This is a genomic window from Bifidobacterium sp. ESL0728 (genome assembly GCF_029392015.1).
Taxonomy (GTDB): domain Bacteria; phylum Actinomycetota; class Actinomycetes; order Actinomycetales; family Bifidobacteriaceae; genus Bifidobacterium.
Map to the genome: position 1 here is coordinate 567,527 of NZ_CP113925.1, position 14,739 is coordinate 582,265.

General features: G+C 57.4%; 10 protein-coding genes and 2 pseudogenes. All 12 read left to right on the top strand.

Annotation, left to right across the window (positions count from 1 at the left end):
• The first annotated feature begins 94 nt into the window (after nucleotides 1–94).
• The 12 genes and pseudogenes from nudC to OZX67_RS01940 all read left to right on the top strand — a co-directional run bounded on the left by nudC (nucleotide 95) and on the right by OZX67_RS01940 (nucleotide 14,719).
• Nucleotides 95–1,159 carry an NAD(+) diphosphatase gene (gene nudC, locus OZX67_RS01895; protein ID WP_277143655.1) on the top strand — a complete coding sequence of 355 codons (1,065 nt, stop codon included), beginning with the start codon at nucleotides 95–97 and terminating at the stop codon, nucleotides 1,157–1,159.
• 182 nt (nucleotides 1,160–1,341) lie between these two features.
• Nucleotides 1,342–2,871, top strand: coding sequence for a L,D-transpeptidase (locus OZX67_RS01900; protein WP_277143658.1), 1,530 nt, complete (start codon nucleotides 1,342–1,344; stop codon nucleotides 2,869–2,871).
• Between the two features lie 308 nt (nucleotides 2,872–3,179).
• Nucleotides 3,180–3,590 carry a glycine cleavage system protein GcvH gene (gene gcvH / locus OZX67_RS01905; protein WP_277144830.1) on the top strand — a complete coding sequence of 137 codons (411 nt, stop codon included), beginning with the start codon at nucleotides 3,180–3,182 and terminating at the stop codon, nucleotides 3,588–3,590.
• Nucleotides 3,591–3,708: 118 nt separating this feature from the next.
• Complete coding sequence (locus OZX67_RS01910) at nucleotides 3,709–4,941, top strand: phosphatase domain-containing protein (RefSeq protein WP_277143660.1); 1,233 nt, start codon at nucleotides 3,709–3,711, stop codon at nucleotides 4,939–4,941.
• 226 nt (nucleotides 4,942–5,167) lie between these two features.
• Nucleotides 5,168–6,088, top strand: a pseudogene (locus OZX67_RS09605) (S9 family peptidase); the annotation flags it as partial.
• Between the two features lie 579 nt (nucleotides 6,089–6,667).
• Nucleotides 6,668–7,618, top strand: a pseudogene (locus OZX67_RS09610) (prolyl oligopeptidase family serine peptidase); the annotation flags it as partial.
• A gap of 150 nt (nucleotides 7,619–7,768) precedes the next feature.
• Complete coding sequence (locus OZX67_RS09615) at nucleotides 7,769–8,068, top strand: prolyl oligopeptidase family serine peptidase (RefSeq protein ID WP_348519617.1); 300 nt, start codon at nucleotides 7,769–7,771, stop codon at nucleotides 8,066–8,068.
• 134 nt (nucleotides 8,069–8,202) lie between these two features.
• Nucleotides 8,203–9,246: a 3-isopropylmalate dehydrogenase gene (locus OZX67_RS01920; RefSeq protein WP_277143665.1), complete on the top strand. Its 1,044-nt coding sequence runs from the start codon at nucleotides 8,203–8,205 to the stop codon at nucleotides 9,244–9,246.
• 203 nt (nucleotides 9,247–9,449) lie between these two features.
• Nucleotides 9,450–10,199 (top strand): TM2 domain-containing protein, encoded by a 750-nt coding sequence (locus OZX67_RS01925; protein WP_277143667.1) that lies wholly within the window; start codon nucleotides 9,450–9,452, stop codon nucleotides 10,197–10,199.
• Nucleotides 10,200–10,324: 125 nt separating this feature from the next.
• A complete protein-coding gene (locus OZX67_RS01930; protein ID WP_277144833.1) occupies nucleotides 10,325–11,404 on the top strand; it encodes a lipoate--protein ligase family protein in 1,080 nt (359 codons plus the stop codon).
• An 80-nt stretch (nucleotides 11,405–11,484) separates the two neighbouring features.
• Nucleotides 11,485–12,198, top strand: coding sequence for a Crp/Fnr family transcriptional regulator (locus tag OZX67_RS01935; protein ID WP_277143669.1), 714 nt, complete (start codon nucleotides 11,485–11,487; stop codon nucleotides 12,196–12,198).
• A gap of 199 nt (nucleotides 12,199–12,397) precedes the next feature.
• A complete protein-coding gene (locus tag OZX67_RS01940; protein ID WP_277143671.1) occupies nucleotides 12,398–14,719 on the top strand; it encodes a transglycosylase domain-containing protein in 2,322 nt (773 codons plus the stop codon).
• The last annotated feature ends 20 nt before the right edge of the window (nucleotides 14,720–14,739 follow it).

Sequence of the window (14,739 nt, forward strand, 5' to 3'; positions counted from 1 at the left end):
GATTAATCTGTTATAGCATTTCATATAATGGCGCAAGTAAAAGCGCACGAAATTCACGGGAATAGACCCTTCTGAAAGATTGAAAGAGGTTGACATGGTTGCTTCGTTTTCATCGTTGGCGCTGACACAGGTGCTGCCGTTCCTGCCTCTTGCGCAAGGCGACATTGACTACCAGAGCGAGTGCAGAAACGACCCGAACCTCTTCGACGAGGTTTTGGCACAGCCGAAGACCACCGTAGTTTTCGTGCGGGACGGGCTTGTGGCCGTTCCCGACGGACAGGCCGCGCGGGTCGATTACGAAACCGCGAAGATACGCTTGGCCGGAGTGCCCGGCGAATACGTTTTGCGTGAGCTTGGGAACCAGCTTGGCGATACCGCAGAAACCGGTATCATCCCGATGTTCCTTGGCAGCTATGGTGTTGGCAGCGAACATCCACAGGCGGTTGTGGCGCTTGATGTTTCTGGCTTCGCAAAGATTGCCGATGCAGGTAGCGCTTCCGCGCAATCCCGGGTGCTCGAACGCGCCTTGCAGCGTTTCGACTGGGTCTCGCTGTTGGGTTTTGCCCCGCATGCCTCGGCTCGCGAAGCCGGGCAGGCCACCACGGCGGTCGCGCTGAGCAACTGGCATAATAATCAGAAATACTGCCCTCGTTGCGGTTGTGCGGTTCGTCCGACATTGGCCGGATGGGCCCAGCAATGCAGCAACGAAAACTGTAAGGCCCATCATTCGCCGCTCTTCCCACGCATCGAGCCGGCGGTGATCACCTCGATCGTCGATGGACAGGACAGATTGCTGCTGCAGCATAACAAGGCTTGGAAGAATCCGTCCTTCTATTCGGTGTGCGCCGGATTCGTGGAGGCCGGCGAAAACCTCGAACATGCGGTAAAGCGCGAGGCCTCGGAAGAAACAGGTCTGGAACTTGGCGAAGTGAAGTATCTCGGCTCCCAGCCCTGGCCGTTCCCCGCCTCCCTGATGATGGCATTCAAGGCGCGGGCGCTTGGCACCGACGTCAAGGTGGATGGCCATGAAACGCTCGATGCCCGTTTCTTCACCAGAGACGAATTCGCAGAGGCCCTGACCAGCGGTTGGGTGGCGCAGCCCGGCAAGGCGACGGTCGCGCGTTACATGATCGAAGAATGGTACGGACAAGAACTGTAATGCAAAAACGAATTGTTTTTGTCAGGTTAAATATTTAGATACCTTGCGATTATCTGTTTGGGCGTTTCGTTTTTCGCTATATGGCGAACGGCTTCGTTTATTGCTTTCTGCACTACCTTGACGTCATATCTCTGGGATAACCTAGTACCTCAGTACGCTGAGAAGGGTATCTGGAGGAAGTAATGGACAACGTGATCAACAACGGCAATGAGCCTGAGGCTTTGACGAGCGAATTGAGTCAAGCCGATATTGCCGCGCTTGGTATCGGTGCTCACGTGCAGCTCAAGAAAAAGGGCAAGCGTCATCTGGGAATCATTATCGCGGCCATCGTGTTCGCGGTGCTTATCGTAGCATTGGTGGCTTCGTTCTTTGGCGCACGTTGGTATTACAAAGACAAGGCGGCGCCGGGAGTCTCCCTCGGCAATGTGGCCGTGGCCGGACAGGATGCCACGCAACTCAAACAGACTGTGGACCAGCGAGTACAAAACTCGAAGATCATCATCACCGACGGACAAGGCAAGAAGGCCACCGCCAATTTCAAGGATTTGGGCGTCAAAGTCGACACCGACAAGACCGTGCAGAACCTTTTGGCGGCCAAGGGTGATGGCGCCGGTCGTATCGTTCCGTTCCAGAAAGCCGATGTGAAGCTCGCGGCCGACGTGGCCGACCTCCCTATCGATACTTACCTGACCAACACGTTCGTCAAGGACGGCGACAAGGCCGTTCCTTCCAGCATCGCTTTCGATGGCAATACCAATACGTTTGTGGCCAACGCGGGGCACGGCGGACGTTCGCCGGAAATGAACGGCGTCAAGAAGTCCGTCAATACCCTGATCGCCGACCCGGGGCAAGTCAAGTCCGTCAAGATTTCCTACAAGAACATCGATACCCCCATCACCGAAGAGACCGCCCGAACTGCCGCTGACAGCGCGAACAAGATTCTGGCGAACAAGATCGTCATCGGCAACGGCGATGCGGGCAAGTTCGAGGTGCCGGTGGTGCAGCTCGCTTCGTGGATCAAGCCCAACGCGGATCTCGAAAAGGGATCCATCAAACTCGACATCGACAAGGCCGCGATCGCCGGCTATATGAACAGCGAAATGCCCAAGCGGCTCGATCAGGACATGGTCAGCCAGCAGGATATCGTCGATGGTTCGGGCAACGTGCTTGTGACCATGACCAAGGGTGTCAACGGCGTCAAGGTCAAAGACGGCAACTCGGTGGCCGATCAGGTCTACAACGCGATGACCAGCAGCCAGCCGGCCACCATTCAGGCCGCGGCGGACATCACCAAATTCGACGTCAAGCAGACCAAATCCGAAATGCGCATCGTCGTCGACCGCTCCACCCAGACGGCCACCGTCTACAAGGACGACCAGCAGGTGCAGTCCTTCCCGGTGTGCACCGGCAAACCCGGCCACGAGACCAGCCTCGGCAACTACGTCATCAACGTGCGCTACACCGTTCAGACCATGCGCGGGGCGGATTACGTCACCCCCAACGTGCAATGGGTCAGCTATTTCAACGGTGGTCAGGGCTTCCACGGCGCTCCCTGGAACCCGACGGGTATTGGCACCGGCGACCCGGCCGGCCACGGCTCGCACGGCTGCGTCAACATGAATATCTCGGACGCCAAGTGGATCTTCGACAACTGCCCGCAAGGCACGTTGGTCCAGGTCGTCGGTGCTCAGCCCGGCGGTCCGGTGCGTTAAACGCGGATCCGTTCGGTTTTTATCGTTAGGCGCTCTGTTTGTTTCGGCAAGCAGGGCGTTTGATTTATGTAAAGGCGTTTGGCAGCATTCAGTTACATTCAGATATCTGTTTGCACTCGGTGATTATCGGGATAGCTGTGAAATCCTAGGCATTCGATAGGAAACCGCCGGGCATGACAACGGGTTTCGCGCAATGCAAAACGGATAAGTGGCCGATGCTGTAATCTGGCAGTATGAACGAAAACGATATCGATGATTTCGACGAAACCGAAGACGCCGGCACCACCAACGATGCCACCGATTCCGGGATGGCCAGCACGGCTGCAGAATCCGTTTCTTTGGATGTGCCCGACCATCTGCAATATTCCGCCGACCATGTGTGGGTCGAGGATGTGGATGGGCTGGCCGTCATCGGCCTGACCGAATACGCGGCCTCGCAGATGGGTGAAATCGTCTATGTCGATTTGCCCGAAACCGACACCCCGGTGCGTGCGGGAGACGAAATCGTGGAAATGGAAAGCGCTAAAACCGTGCAAAACCTCATTTCCCCGGTCGAAGGCACCGTCAAGTACGTCAATCAGGCCGTTTCCGACGATCCGCAGGTCATCAACAATGACCCGTATGGTGAAGGCTGGATTCTCAAAATCGAAATGGATGGCGATGAGCCGGAGCTGATGGATGCCGACCAGTATGCCGCCATGGTTCGCCGCGCTCAATAATCCATTATCGACACTGGATTATTAGTAAATAATATTCAATATCAATAATTGCTTATCAATAAACGAAAACCAAATACCAGACCAAACACGCACCCCAATCTCAAACGAACGGAAGCCGATGGTACGCAAACGTGTCAAACAGTACGAGAGCTCGGAGCAGGCCGGCCAAATGCCGACTGTGCCGATTGAGGTACACCGCGCTTCCACGTCGTTTGATTCCCCGAAGGCCATCGGCGCGCCTCGTCGATGGCGCGAACCTTGGGCTCAGGGCAGCCGCAAAGCCATTACTCGCGGATTCGGCGCGTGGACCCGATTTTCGACCAAGCTGGTACGCAAGTTGGGTTGGTACCCGAAAGTCGAGCCATACGCCGGCTACGGGACTAACGACTACGCACGGCTCGTCTGCCGGACGGTGATGGCGCCAGGCGGTTCGAGTTCCGGTGAGCTGATGCGTGGTATCCGGGGCATGCTCGCGGTACCGGCGGCCGGGGTGCGCGTGAAAATCGCCATCGATGGGGTGCCGGTCAATCAGGTTCAGGTCGGCGTTTCCGAGATCTACGACCGCTACGATTCCTCGCGGGAAACCAGCTCGGCATATGCCATCTCCGATAGTGCCGGTTACCTCGATCTTCTCGCCGAGCGCGGCAATACGCCGGGCACTCATGTGGTCTCCTACCAGGTGGCCGGGCGCAGGAAGGTGACTTCGGAGCTGTTCGTGGTGCCGGCCGCAGCGTCGGTGGGCATCATCACCGACGTCGACGACACCATCATGGTCACCCATGCTCCGAGTCCGGTGAAAGCGGCCTATAACCTGCTTCTGCTCAATCCCAAGAAACGCAGCACCGTGCCGGGGATGAGCGCATTGTTCACCAGGCTGGCCGATATGATGCCGGGTGCGCCATTCTTCTATCTGTCGACCTCGCCGTGGAACGTCGAGAGCTCGATACGCAATTTCATCATCGATCAAGGCTATCCGGCCGGGCCTCTGCTGCTGCGCGACCTCGATCCGCGGCCCAAGACCTTCATTCCCTCCGGCGTCGAGCACAAACTTCAGTTCGCCGAGCAGTTGATGGAGGATTTCCCGGATATGAAATTCATCCTCATCGGCGACGACGGGCAGAAGGACCCGGTGACCTACGCCACCATCGCGCGGCGCTACCCGGGGCGCGTGCTGGCCATCGCCATTCGTGAGTTGAGCCCACGCGAGTCTTCGGCTTTGGCCCAAGTTGCGGGGCTCACCGCCACCCAGCCGATGCCGGTCACCGACGTCCCCGTTTTCACCGGCACCACCGGGTCCAATATCATGAAGACGATGCTGCCGTATTTGCGTAATACGTTGGGGATCGAGTAGGTTTCTGCCTTGCGAGATGGCTGATGGTGTACATCCGATGTCAGGTTTGGCTCCGGACTGATGGCAGGGTAATCGAAAACAATCACGACCGCGATAGCGGATTTCGTGTAACCGATAATCGTCGACAATCGGCTATTCGCAGGCTCTGATGGTCGCAGTTTCCGAATTGCCGCCTTGATTTTCGCTCGATATTGTTGTTCGTTCGATGAGTATAGGCTTGATGCTTATGACAGACGAAACGAACTCTACGGCACCGTCGACGCAAGCTGCCGAAAGCCCGACTATTCCACAGGTTTTGCCCGTTCCGCGCGCAAAATGCGAGCCGCACCCGCGCACGGTGCACGGCGACACCTTTATCGACCCTTACGAGTGGATGCGCGACAAGGATTCGCTGGAATTGCAACGGTTTGTGCAAGAAGAAAATGACTATTACCGGGCGAGGACGGCCGGTTTCGATGGGCTGAAGCATCGCCTTTTCGAGGAACTCAAGTCGCGGGTTGACGAGACGGATATGTCCGTGCCCACACGAATGGATGATTATTGGTATTTTGTGCGCACGCAGGAGGGGCTGCAATATGGAGTGCAGTGCCGCCTGCCGATCGCCGGACCGGACGACTGGGAGCCGCCGCAAATCAAGGCAAGCGACGCGCCCGGCTCAATGCCGGGGGAGCAGGTGGTCTTCGATCCGAACGTCGAGGCGAAAGGTCATGATTTCTTCCGTTTGGGCGGGCTTGATTTGACCCGTGACGGACGTTGGCTGCTCTATGGCGTTGACACGGCAGGCAGCGAACGCTACGACTATCGCATTCGCAGTCTTGAGGATGGTCACGAACTGCCCGAAGTGTTCAAGGGCATTGCGGAAGCCTGTTTCACGCCTGATGGCAAATGGGTGTTTTATACTCTGCTCGACCAGTCGTGGCGGCCGTATGCGGTGCGCCGGCACGAGGTCGGCACGAGCGTTGAAAAGGATGTCGAGGTGTTCCGCGAAACCGACGAACGCTTCTGGATCGGTGTCGGCCTGAGCTTTGACGAGCGCAATATGGTCATCGGCTGCTCCTCCAAAACCACCAGCGAGGTTCTGATACTCCCGGTCGACGATCCGGAAGGCGAGTTCAGGGCCTTCATACCGCGGCAGGAAGGCATCGAATACGACGTGAGTTTCGCGCGGTTCGAAGGCGGCGGCGAGGCTGGTTCGGATATCCCGGTCGCGCTGGTTTACCACAATGCGAAGAACCCCAATTTCGAGATGGACGTGGTGGATCTGAGTTCGCACGAACCACCGTATGCATTGGGCGAGGGCGTGATTGTGGCCCAAGGTTCGCCGTATGGTTGCGAGCGCGGAGATGAGGTGGAACCCGGGGCGTCAAGAAAGCCGGTGAATACGCCGTATAGCAATCCCGGCAATCCTGAAATCCTGCGTGGTGCTCACGGACTGGGTATCGAAGGCATCGCGATGTATCGCAATTTCGTGGTGTTGAGCTATCGCAAAGACAGCCTTCCGCATATCGCGGTCATGACCAAAAGCGATGCGTTGGAAGACTTCCTGGCGCACCGTCCATGGCGCTTCGACGAACTGAAGCCCGAAACGGATTGCATGCCAGCGTGCGATGGAAGCGGCAATGAGGCTGATTCCGACAAGGCTGCGGATTCCGGGGATCGTCTCTTGGCTCAACATTCGAAGTTGCCGAAAAGCGGGAATGACGACCCTGCTTCTTGCGCTGATCGCCTCTATTCGATTTCCGCCGGCGGCAATCCCTCCTATAATGTGCCGCGCCTGCGCTATTCGTTCGCGAGCTATACGCAGCCGGGCCAGTTGCGTGAGCTCGACGTTGCGACCGGCGAAAGCAAACTGCTCAAGCGGGCAAAGGTGCATGGTGGTTTCGACGCGGGGGACTACCGCGAACGGCGTATCTGGGTGCGTGTGCGCGACGGCGAGCTGGTGCCGGTCTCTTTGGTTTGGCGGCCGGATCGTTGCAAGGCCATGAGCGCGTTGGGTGATGATTTGAGCAGCATTGATTTGCTCGATATGGCCGATAACCCCACGCCTCAAGCGATGCTGCGTGGTTCTTTCCTGGCCAATGGCGATAGGCCGAATCGCAATGGTGACAATAATGAACGTTCCGCTGCGGAGAATAAGACCGCCGATGCGGGCGATTCGGCTTCGGGCAACGTTTCGCGACAGGGGAGTGGTGGACCTTCTGTTGGCGGGCCGATGTTCATCACCGGTTACGGTGCCTACGAAGCCGACAGTGACCCCGGTTTTTCCGTGGCGCGCGTAAGCATGCTCGACCGTGGCGTTCTCTACGCCGTGGTACACGTTCGTGGCGGCGGCGAAATGGGCCGGGCGTGGTACGAGCAAGGTCGAAGGCTCAATAAACGTAATACTTTCACGGATTTCGTGGACGGCACCAAAGCCTTGCAACAGGCCGGACTCGCAGACCCCAAACGCACCGTCGCAAACGGCGGTTCGGCAGGAGGTCTTCTGATGGGTGCCGTGGCGAATATGGCACCGGAATGCTTCGCGGGCATCGAAGCCGACGTGCCCTTCGTTGACGCACTCACCTCGATCCTCGACCCGTCGCTGCCGCTGACGGTCACGGAATGGGACGAGTGGGGCGATCCGCTTCACGATGAGAAGGTCTACGACTATATGAAGTCCTATTCTCCTTACGAAAACGCGCCGTTCGGCCATTGGCAAGGTACGGCCGCACCGGGAGATGGCGACAAGGCGGATGAGAAGGCTAAGGCGGAGGCAAGCCGTGAAAATGCGTGCGGCGAAAGTGCGGTGAAAACCGGTGCGGATGGTGATGCCGGTTCCGCAGCCGATATGCCGTGCCGGTCTAGAAGCAGCGATGCAGTCGAGAAATCGGGTCAATCCGCCCGGCAAGGTCACAACGTTGCCGTGCGTTACCCGAGGATTTTCGCCACCACCTCGCTGAACGATACTCGCGTGCTCTACGTTGAACCACTCAAATGGGTCGCCCGCCTGCAATCGCAGGGTGTGGATGCCATCGTGCGCGTCGAGGTCGAGGCCGGCCACGGTGGTACTTCCGGGCGTTACAAGCAATGGCAGGAAGTCAGCGACGAAAATGCCTGGTGTCTCAACGTAATGGGAATTAACCATTAAGTCGGATTCGGCAAAGCGCGCTACTGGCACGTCTTGAGATGGACAGATCCGTGGTTTTGGCATGATTTGCGAGAATGTCCATTTTCCGGACCAAATAGCGGACAGTGTGATTTTCGCGACTATGGTCATGGGCTATGAGCACTAAAAAGACATATCATATCGCCGTCATTCCTGGCGACGGCATTGGCAAGGAAATCATTCCGCCGGCCCAAGAGGTCATGGAAAAGGCCACACAAGGCGTGGCCGACTTCGACTACGAGGAATTCGACCTCGGCTCCCAACGTTATGTGCGTGATGGGGCGGTGCTGCCCGACGAGGATCTCGAGCGTATCAAGAAAACCGACGCCATTCTGTTGGGGGCCATTGGCGACCCCCGGCTCCCAGTACCGGCCGGCTTGCTTGAGCGCGGTTTGCTGTTGAAGCTGCGTTTTGACCTTGACCAGTATGTCAATTTGCGCCCCTCCAAGCTTTACAAAGGCGTCGAGTCCCCGCTCAAGAACCCGGGCGACATCGATTTCGTCGTTGTGCGTGAAGGCACTGAAGGTATGTATTGCGGTGTCGGCGGCGCGATTCGCAAGAACACACCGCAAGAGGTGGCCACCGAAGTTTCCACCAACACGGCTTACGGCGTCGAGCGCGTGGTTCGTTACGCCTACGATCTGGCGATGAAGCGCAGGAAGCACATCACGCTGGTACACAAGAAGAACGTGCTGGTCAACGCCGGCGATATGTGGCAGCGCATTGTCGACAAGGTGGGCGAGGAATACCCCGAAGTCAGCCACGATTACCTGCACATCGACGCGACCACCATCTTCATGATCACCGATCCCAGCCGTTTCGACGTGATTCTCACCGACAACCTCTTCGGCGACATCATCACCGATGAGGCGGGCGCCGTGGTCGGCGGCGTGGGTTATTCCGCGTCAGGCTGCATCAACGCGAGCAACGAGTATCCCTCGATGTTCGAGCCCATCCACGGTTCCGCGCCGGATATCGCCGGCAAGGGCATCGCCAATCCGACTGCCACCATTCTTTCCACCGCGATGCTGCTGCGTCACCTTGGCATGGATGAGCCCGCCGCGCGCATCGAAAAGGTCGTCGAGGACGACATCGCCGAGAATGCTCAGAAGCAGCGCACCACCTCCGAGGTCGGACGCGACATTCTCGCAAGGCTGTGATTGATGGAACAGCGAAGAATAAGATAATACAGTATATTAAAAAATAATCTTATAGAATATATTGCTGTTTTCTATCTCGGGTGCTTTTTGTAATGAAAAGCACCCGAAACTTGTATCTAAAGGGGATAACGACATTTTGATTTTCAGCTTGTTTTCAGTATTCTTGCATAATCGTTTCGACCGTTTGGACTAGGCTTGTGGTCATGAACAACACACCAGATCCGCAAGGCGGGCAGCCCGGGGCGCAGATCCCGCAGGGTTCCGGCAACCAGCAGTCTTCCAACGTTCCGCAGGGGCAGCAGAGCCAGCAGGCTCAGTACGGCGGGACATACGGGCAGTATCAGGGGCAGGGCCAGCAATACGCGCAGCCTAACTATGTTCAGGGCGGTGCCGCGCAACCTGGCCAGCAGCCCAATGCGCAGCCGAATTATGGCGAGCCCGATTATGGTCAGTCGCAGCAATTCCAGCCGCAACAACAGCCGAATTATGGCCAACCGGATTATGGCCAGCCCAACTACGGTCAGCCTAACTACGGTCAGTCCGGATACCCGCAATCGCAAGCCGGCCCGACGCCTCAGGCCGGTTATGGTTATGCCTCCGGTGACTACGCTCAGCAGTATTCTGCGCCGTCCCCAAACGGCTACCCTAACCAGCCGTATGCGCCGCAATATGGCCAGCCCGAGCCCCTGCCTTACGGCTATCAGCCCCGAAGCAAGATGGCTGCCGGTCTTTTGGGCATTTTTTTGGGATTGCTCGGTGTCCACAATTTTTATCTCGGATATTACGGCAAAGCCGTGGCCCAGCTGCTGCTTACCCTGATCGGGTGGATACTGTTCGGCATCGGTCCTGTCGCGGCGTTCATCTGGGGATTTATAGAAGGTGTGCTCATTCTGAGTTCCAACTATGGTTCCCCCTGGCACAGGGACGCCAAAGGTGTCGAGCTGCGGGAATAGCAGCATTTCGGCCTTGACGAGGTAAGCCCGGTTCCGGGTATTCTGAAACCTTACGGTTGGTGTTGTTTTTATATACGGTGCGGAAGGCGCTTTATGGTGCTTTCCGCACCGCTTTTGATATGGTGATAGCTATGCGAGGCGAATACAAGACCCCCGGTGGCAAGCTGGTCGGTGTCGAAGTCGTGACGGACGAGTCCGGCAGGCCGGTGACCTGTACGATCGACGGCGATTTTTTCGTTCTGGGCGACGATGCCGCCATCCGTTCCATGCTTTCGGATCTTGAAAAAGCGCTAGTCAGTGGCAGAGCGTTGGCCGACGTCATTGACTCGTATCCGTCGGTTGCATTGGTGGGAGTCGATGACGTCGCGATATCCACCGCCTATCAAAGGGCTTTGCGGACAGAAAAAAACAGTTCTTCAGGCGAAACGGGCCGTTCAATTTGTGCAAATGTTGGTGCCGTTGATGATTCAGACATATTGACGTCAAATAATGACGCTTTTCATCAACTTCATAAAAAGCGTTGGAAGTCGCTCCATCCGCTGGTGTTGCATGACGTTATACGCACTCCCGCCGAGCAGATGACAACCGACGAGGATTGGGCACGACAGGTGGCTGCCGGGAGGCGTCCGGCCACTTTGCGCTTTTGGAGCTGGGGCGACCCGGCGGTGGTGATCGGCAGGTTCCAATCAATCGAGCGTGAGGTGGACCTCAAAGCCGCGAAACGCGAGGGGTTTGACGTCGTGCGTCGCAGCACTGGCGGCGGTGCCATGTTCATCGAACCGGGCAAGGCCATCACCTACTCGCTCTATGCGCCCAAAGGGTTCGTGGATTCGGTTCCAATCGGCGAATCGTTTCGTTTGTGCGACCAGTGGGTCATTGACGCATTGCGTAGTCTGGGTATCGACGCGTTTTTCAGCGGCACCAACGATATCGCCTGCGCTCAAGGCAAGATCGGCGGCGCGGCGCAACGCCTCTTTGCCCCGGTGGAAGGCGGGCCTGGAGCGTTGCTGCACCATGCCACTCTTGCCTATGATATCGATGCACGGAAAATGGGAAGGGTACTCAAAACCTCCCCCGAAAAATTATATGACAAATCCGTCAAATCGGCCGTCAAACGTGTTGCGCCGATTGTACGGCAAACGGATATGACGTTTGAAGTTGTTTCCTCTTATCTCGAAACGTATGCGAAGCTGAGCTACAATTAAGGTAGATTTGATTTCGACCAGTTTTCAAGGCAAAGAAATTTTTGGTGACGACAAAAGCGAATAATTGGAGGTGCGATCTCGTGGCAAGTCCGAATGGGGCAAGTGAGCCAGACAATGAACTTCTGCAGACGGCATTGTTCAAGCATGTCTCCCACGCCGATGCGGAGGAGCTCATGCCTTACATGAAGCGTGCGGAATTCGAGAAGGGCGATTATATCTTCCACGAAGGTTCCACCGACCAACGCATGTATCTTCTGGAAAGCGGCAAGGTGAAGCTCACCCGCGAGGCCAGCGACAACCGCGTGCAGCTTTTGAGTATCCATACCCGTGGCGAGATTCTGGGTGAGATTCCGGTTTTCGATCCGGCAGGCGGTCCGCGTACGGCTTCGGCCATCGCGATGAACAACGGCACGCAGGTCGGCTGGCTTGAGCACGACATCCTCTTCTCCTGGCTCAACAAGCATCCGCGCGTGGCCGTGGACATGCTCCAGGTGATGGCCAACCGCATGCGCGCCAACAACGAGCAGATTTCCGATCTGGTCTTCATGGACGTTCCGGCACGCCTGGCCAAGACGTTGCTCGATTTGGCTTCCCGTTTCGGTGAGCCTGTGGAATCCGGGGTCAAGGTGCCGCACGACCTGACGCAGGAGGAGATGGCCCAGCTCGTGGGTTCCTCGCGTGAGACGGTCAACAAGGCGCTGATGGACTTCGCCAACCGCGGTTGGATCGCCCGCGAAGGCCGTTCCATCATCATCTACCAGCCGGGTGCGTTGATTCGTCGTTCGCGTCACTGATTCGGTGCTCCGTCGCATTTTCGGTTTGTTCGCGGTTCGTTGCCATATGGCTTCGGGCCGCGAATTCGTTTTCGGATTATCCAAGAATTTTCGGCTTGCTAACCGCCACTTCTTGAGACTCTCCGAGACCTTGTACGCAATGGGCGATAAGGCTACGTAATTGGCGGTTTCGGTAGAGGCGATATCCTAGAATGACACCATGCCTCAAATGAAGAACAACCTCACTGTGCGACGCGTGATCGCTTTGCTGTTGACCTACGTCACCCTTTGCATTGCCGGTGGCGTCGTCGCTGGTATGTTCTTCGTCCCCGGTGTGCTCGGACTCAACGGCGTGGCCCGCACCGTCGCGCCGTCCTTGAAAACGGAAGACATCGATTTCGACGTCACCAGTCTGCCGCAGAAATCCACCATTTACGCTTCCGACGGCAAAACCGTCATCGCCTCCTTCTACGCGCAGAACCGAACCGTCGTGCCGCTGCGTCAGGTCTCGCAGCCGATGCAGCAGGCCGTGGTCGCGCGTGAGGACCGTCGTTTCTTCGAGCATTCCGGCGTGGATATGCAGGGCGTGCTTCGAGCCTTCGTGCAGACATTCATCAAGCACGGCGATACCCAGGGCGGTTCGTCGCTGACGCAGCAGTATGTCAAGAACGTACTGCTGATTGAGGCGAAGGAAAAGAACGACCCCATCGCCGAATACCACGCTTCGGAAGACACCATCGCGCGTAAGATACGCGAGATGCTGATTGCCGTGCAGATGGAAAGGCAATATTCCAAGGCCGAGATTCTGCAGGGCTACCTCAACATCGCCCAGTTCGGGCGCAACAACCTTTATGGCGTCGAGACCGCAGCAAAGCGGTATTTCAATGTTTCCGCGGCCGACCTCAACATCGGTCAGGCGGCCACCATCGCGGCCATCACCAAGAACCCGTCGAGGTACGACCCCTCGGTGGCCGAGAATCAGCCCGAGGCGCAGAAACAGCGCAACATCGTCCTTGACTTGATGCTGCAGCAGCATTTCATTTCGCAGGGTGACCACGACAAGTTCCGGGCCCAGCCCATAGCAAGCACACTCAATCTGCAGGACAATTCCACGCAGGTCGGCTGCCAGGTCGCCGGTGACGCAGGCTTCTTCTGCGATTACGCCACCAAGCAGATCCTCAATTCCAAGGAATTCGGGAAAACCGCCAAGGACCGCACCAAACTGCTGAATGAAGGCGGACTCAGCATCTACACCACCATGGATGTACATGCCAACGCCGACGCCATGCAGACCGCGCGCGACACGATTCCACCCAATGATCCCAGCGGATTCGAGGTCTCCATGGCCTCTGTCAAGCCCGGAACCGGTGAGGTGCTTGGTTTTGGAATCAACCGTACCTACGACCCCACAGACGCTGCGAAAAGCGATCCCACGCGTACGGCCGTCAACTATGCGGTCGATCAGAAAGACGGCGGTGGCAGCGGCTGGGAAGTCGGTTCGACCTGGAAGCCCATCAACATGATCGCCTGGATGCAGCAAGGCAGATCCATCACCGACGTGGTGCACCCCAGAGGAATCTATCCCCGTCACTCTTTCGCCTGTCCCGGCTATACGGGTATAGCAAACTCGTGGACGCCTCGTAACTCTGAAGGCGGCGTCGGCGGTACGGAATCCGTGCTCGACGGCCTTGTCCATTCGCATAACACCACCCAGGCCGCGATGGCCGATCAGATGGGAATGTGCCCGATCATCGACGCAGCCAAGACTGTCGGCTACCATCAGGCTCCGATTGGCGACAAACTGTTCTCCTCCAAAAACTGGCCTGGCTCACTGATGATCGGCACCGTCTCGGCATCGCCGCTCACGATGGCCAACGTCTACGCCACTATCGCCGCCAACGGGGTGGAATGCACGCCCATCGCCTTGAAGAAAGTCGTCTCCAAGCAGGGCAAGTCGCTCAAGGTGCCCAGCGCCAATTGCCATCAGGCCATCGACCCGGCCATCGCACAGACCACGGCCTACGCCATGAACCAAGGTGTCATCCGCTCCGACGGCCAGGCCAAGAAAGCCCAGCTCGACAACGGGCGCAAGACCTTCGCCAAGACCGGCACCAACGAGCAGACGCGTATGCTCACTTCCGGTTTCATTCCAGGCCAGGTCGCGACCTTCGTCTCCGTCGGCAACGCCGAATACAACGTCTCCTTCTCCGGTAAGACCATCAACGGCCAGTCCCACAGCTACTGGTATGGCGCCGATATCGCCACTCCGGCGTGGGTGGAGTTCATGAATAAGTACTTGGCCGACATCAACGCCCCGATCGACAACAGCTACGGCAATCCCGACCCGAAGTTCATGGGAGGTGCCAGCGTTTCGGCCGATGCCAGCAGTCAGCCGAATTCCGGCAACAACCGTCAGTATTCGTATAAGAGGACTTACCATCAGACCGAAACCCAAACCCAGGAGCAGCCCCAGGCCGACCAGCAGCAACAGCAGGATGCCGACGCCGGGCAGGTGCAGCCTCAGACGGATGGCGGACAGTAACCGACATTGCGCTTTAATGG

Bases quoted from the DNA above. Each gene is read 5' to 3' on its own strand.
- OZX67_RS01920 (WP_277143665.1), top strand. From the start codon at position 8,203: ATGAGCACTAAAAAGACATATCATATCGCCGTCATTCCTGGCGACGGC.
- OZX67_RS01925 (WP_277143667.1), top strand. From the start codon at position 9,450: ATGAACAACACACCAGATCCGCAAGGCGGGCAGCCCGGGGCGCAGATC.
- OZX67_RS01940 (WP_277143671.1), top strand. From the start codon at position 12,398: ATGCCTCAAATGAAGAACAACCTCACTGTGCGACGCGTGATCGCTTTG.
- nudC (WP_277143655.1), top strand. From the start codon at position 95: ATGGTTGCTTCGTTTTCATCGTTGGCGCTGACACAGGTGCTGCCGTTC.
- OZX67_RS01900 (WP_277143658.1), top strand. From the start codon at position 1,342: ATGGACAACGTGATCAACAACGGCAATGAGCCTGAGGCTTTGACGAGC.
- OZX67_RS01910 (WP_277143660.1), top strand. From the start codon at position 3,709: ATGGTACGCAAACGTGTCAAACAGTACGAGAGCTCGGAGCAGGCCGGC.
- OZX67_RS09615 (WP_348519617.1), top strand. From the start codon at position 7,769: ATGCCGTGCCGGTCTAGAAGCAGCGATGCAGTCGAGAAATCGGGTCAA.
- gcvH (WP_277144830.1), top strand. From the start codon at position 3,180: ATGGCCAGCACGGCTGCAGAATCCGTTTCTTTGGATGTGCCCGACCAT.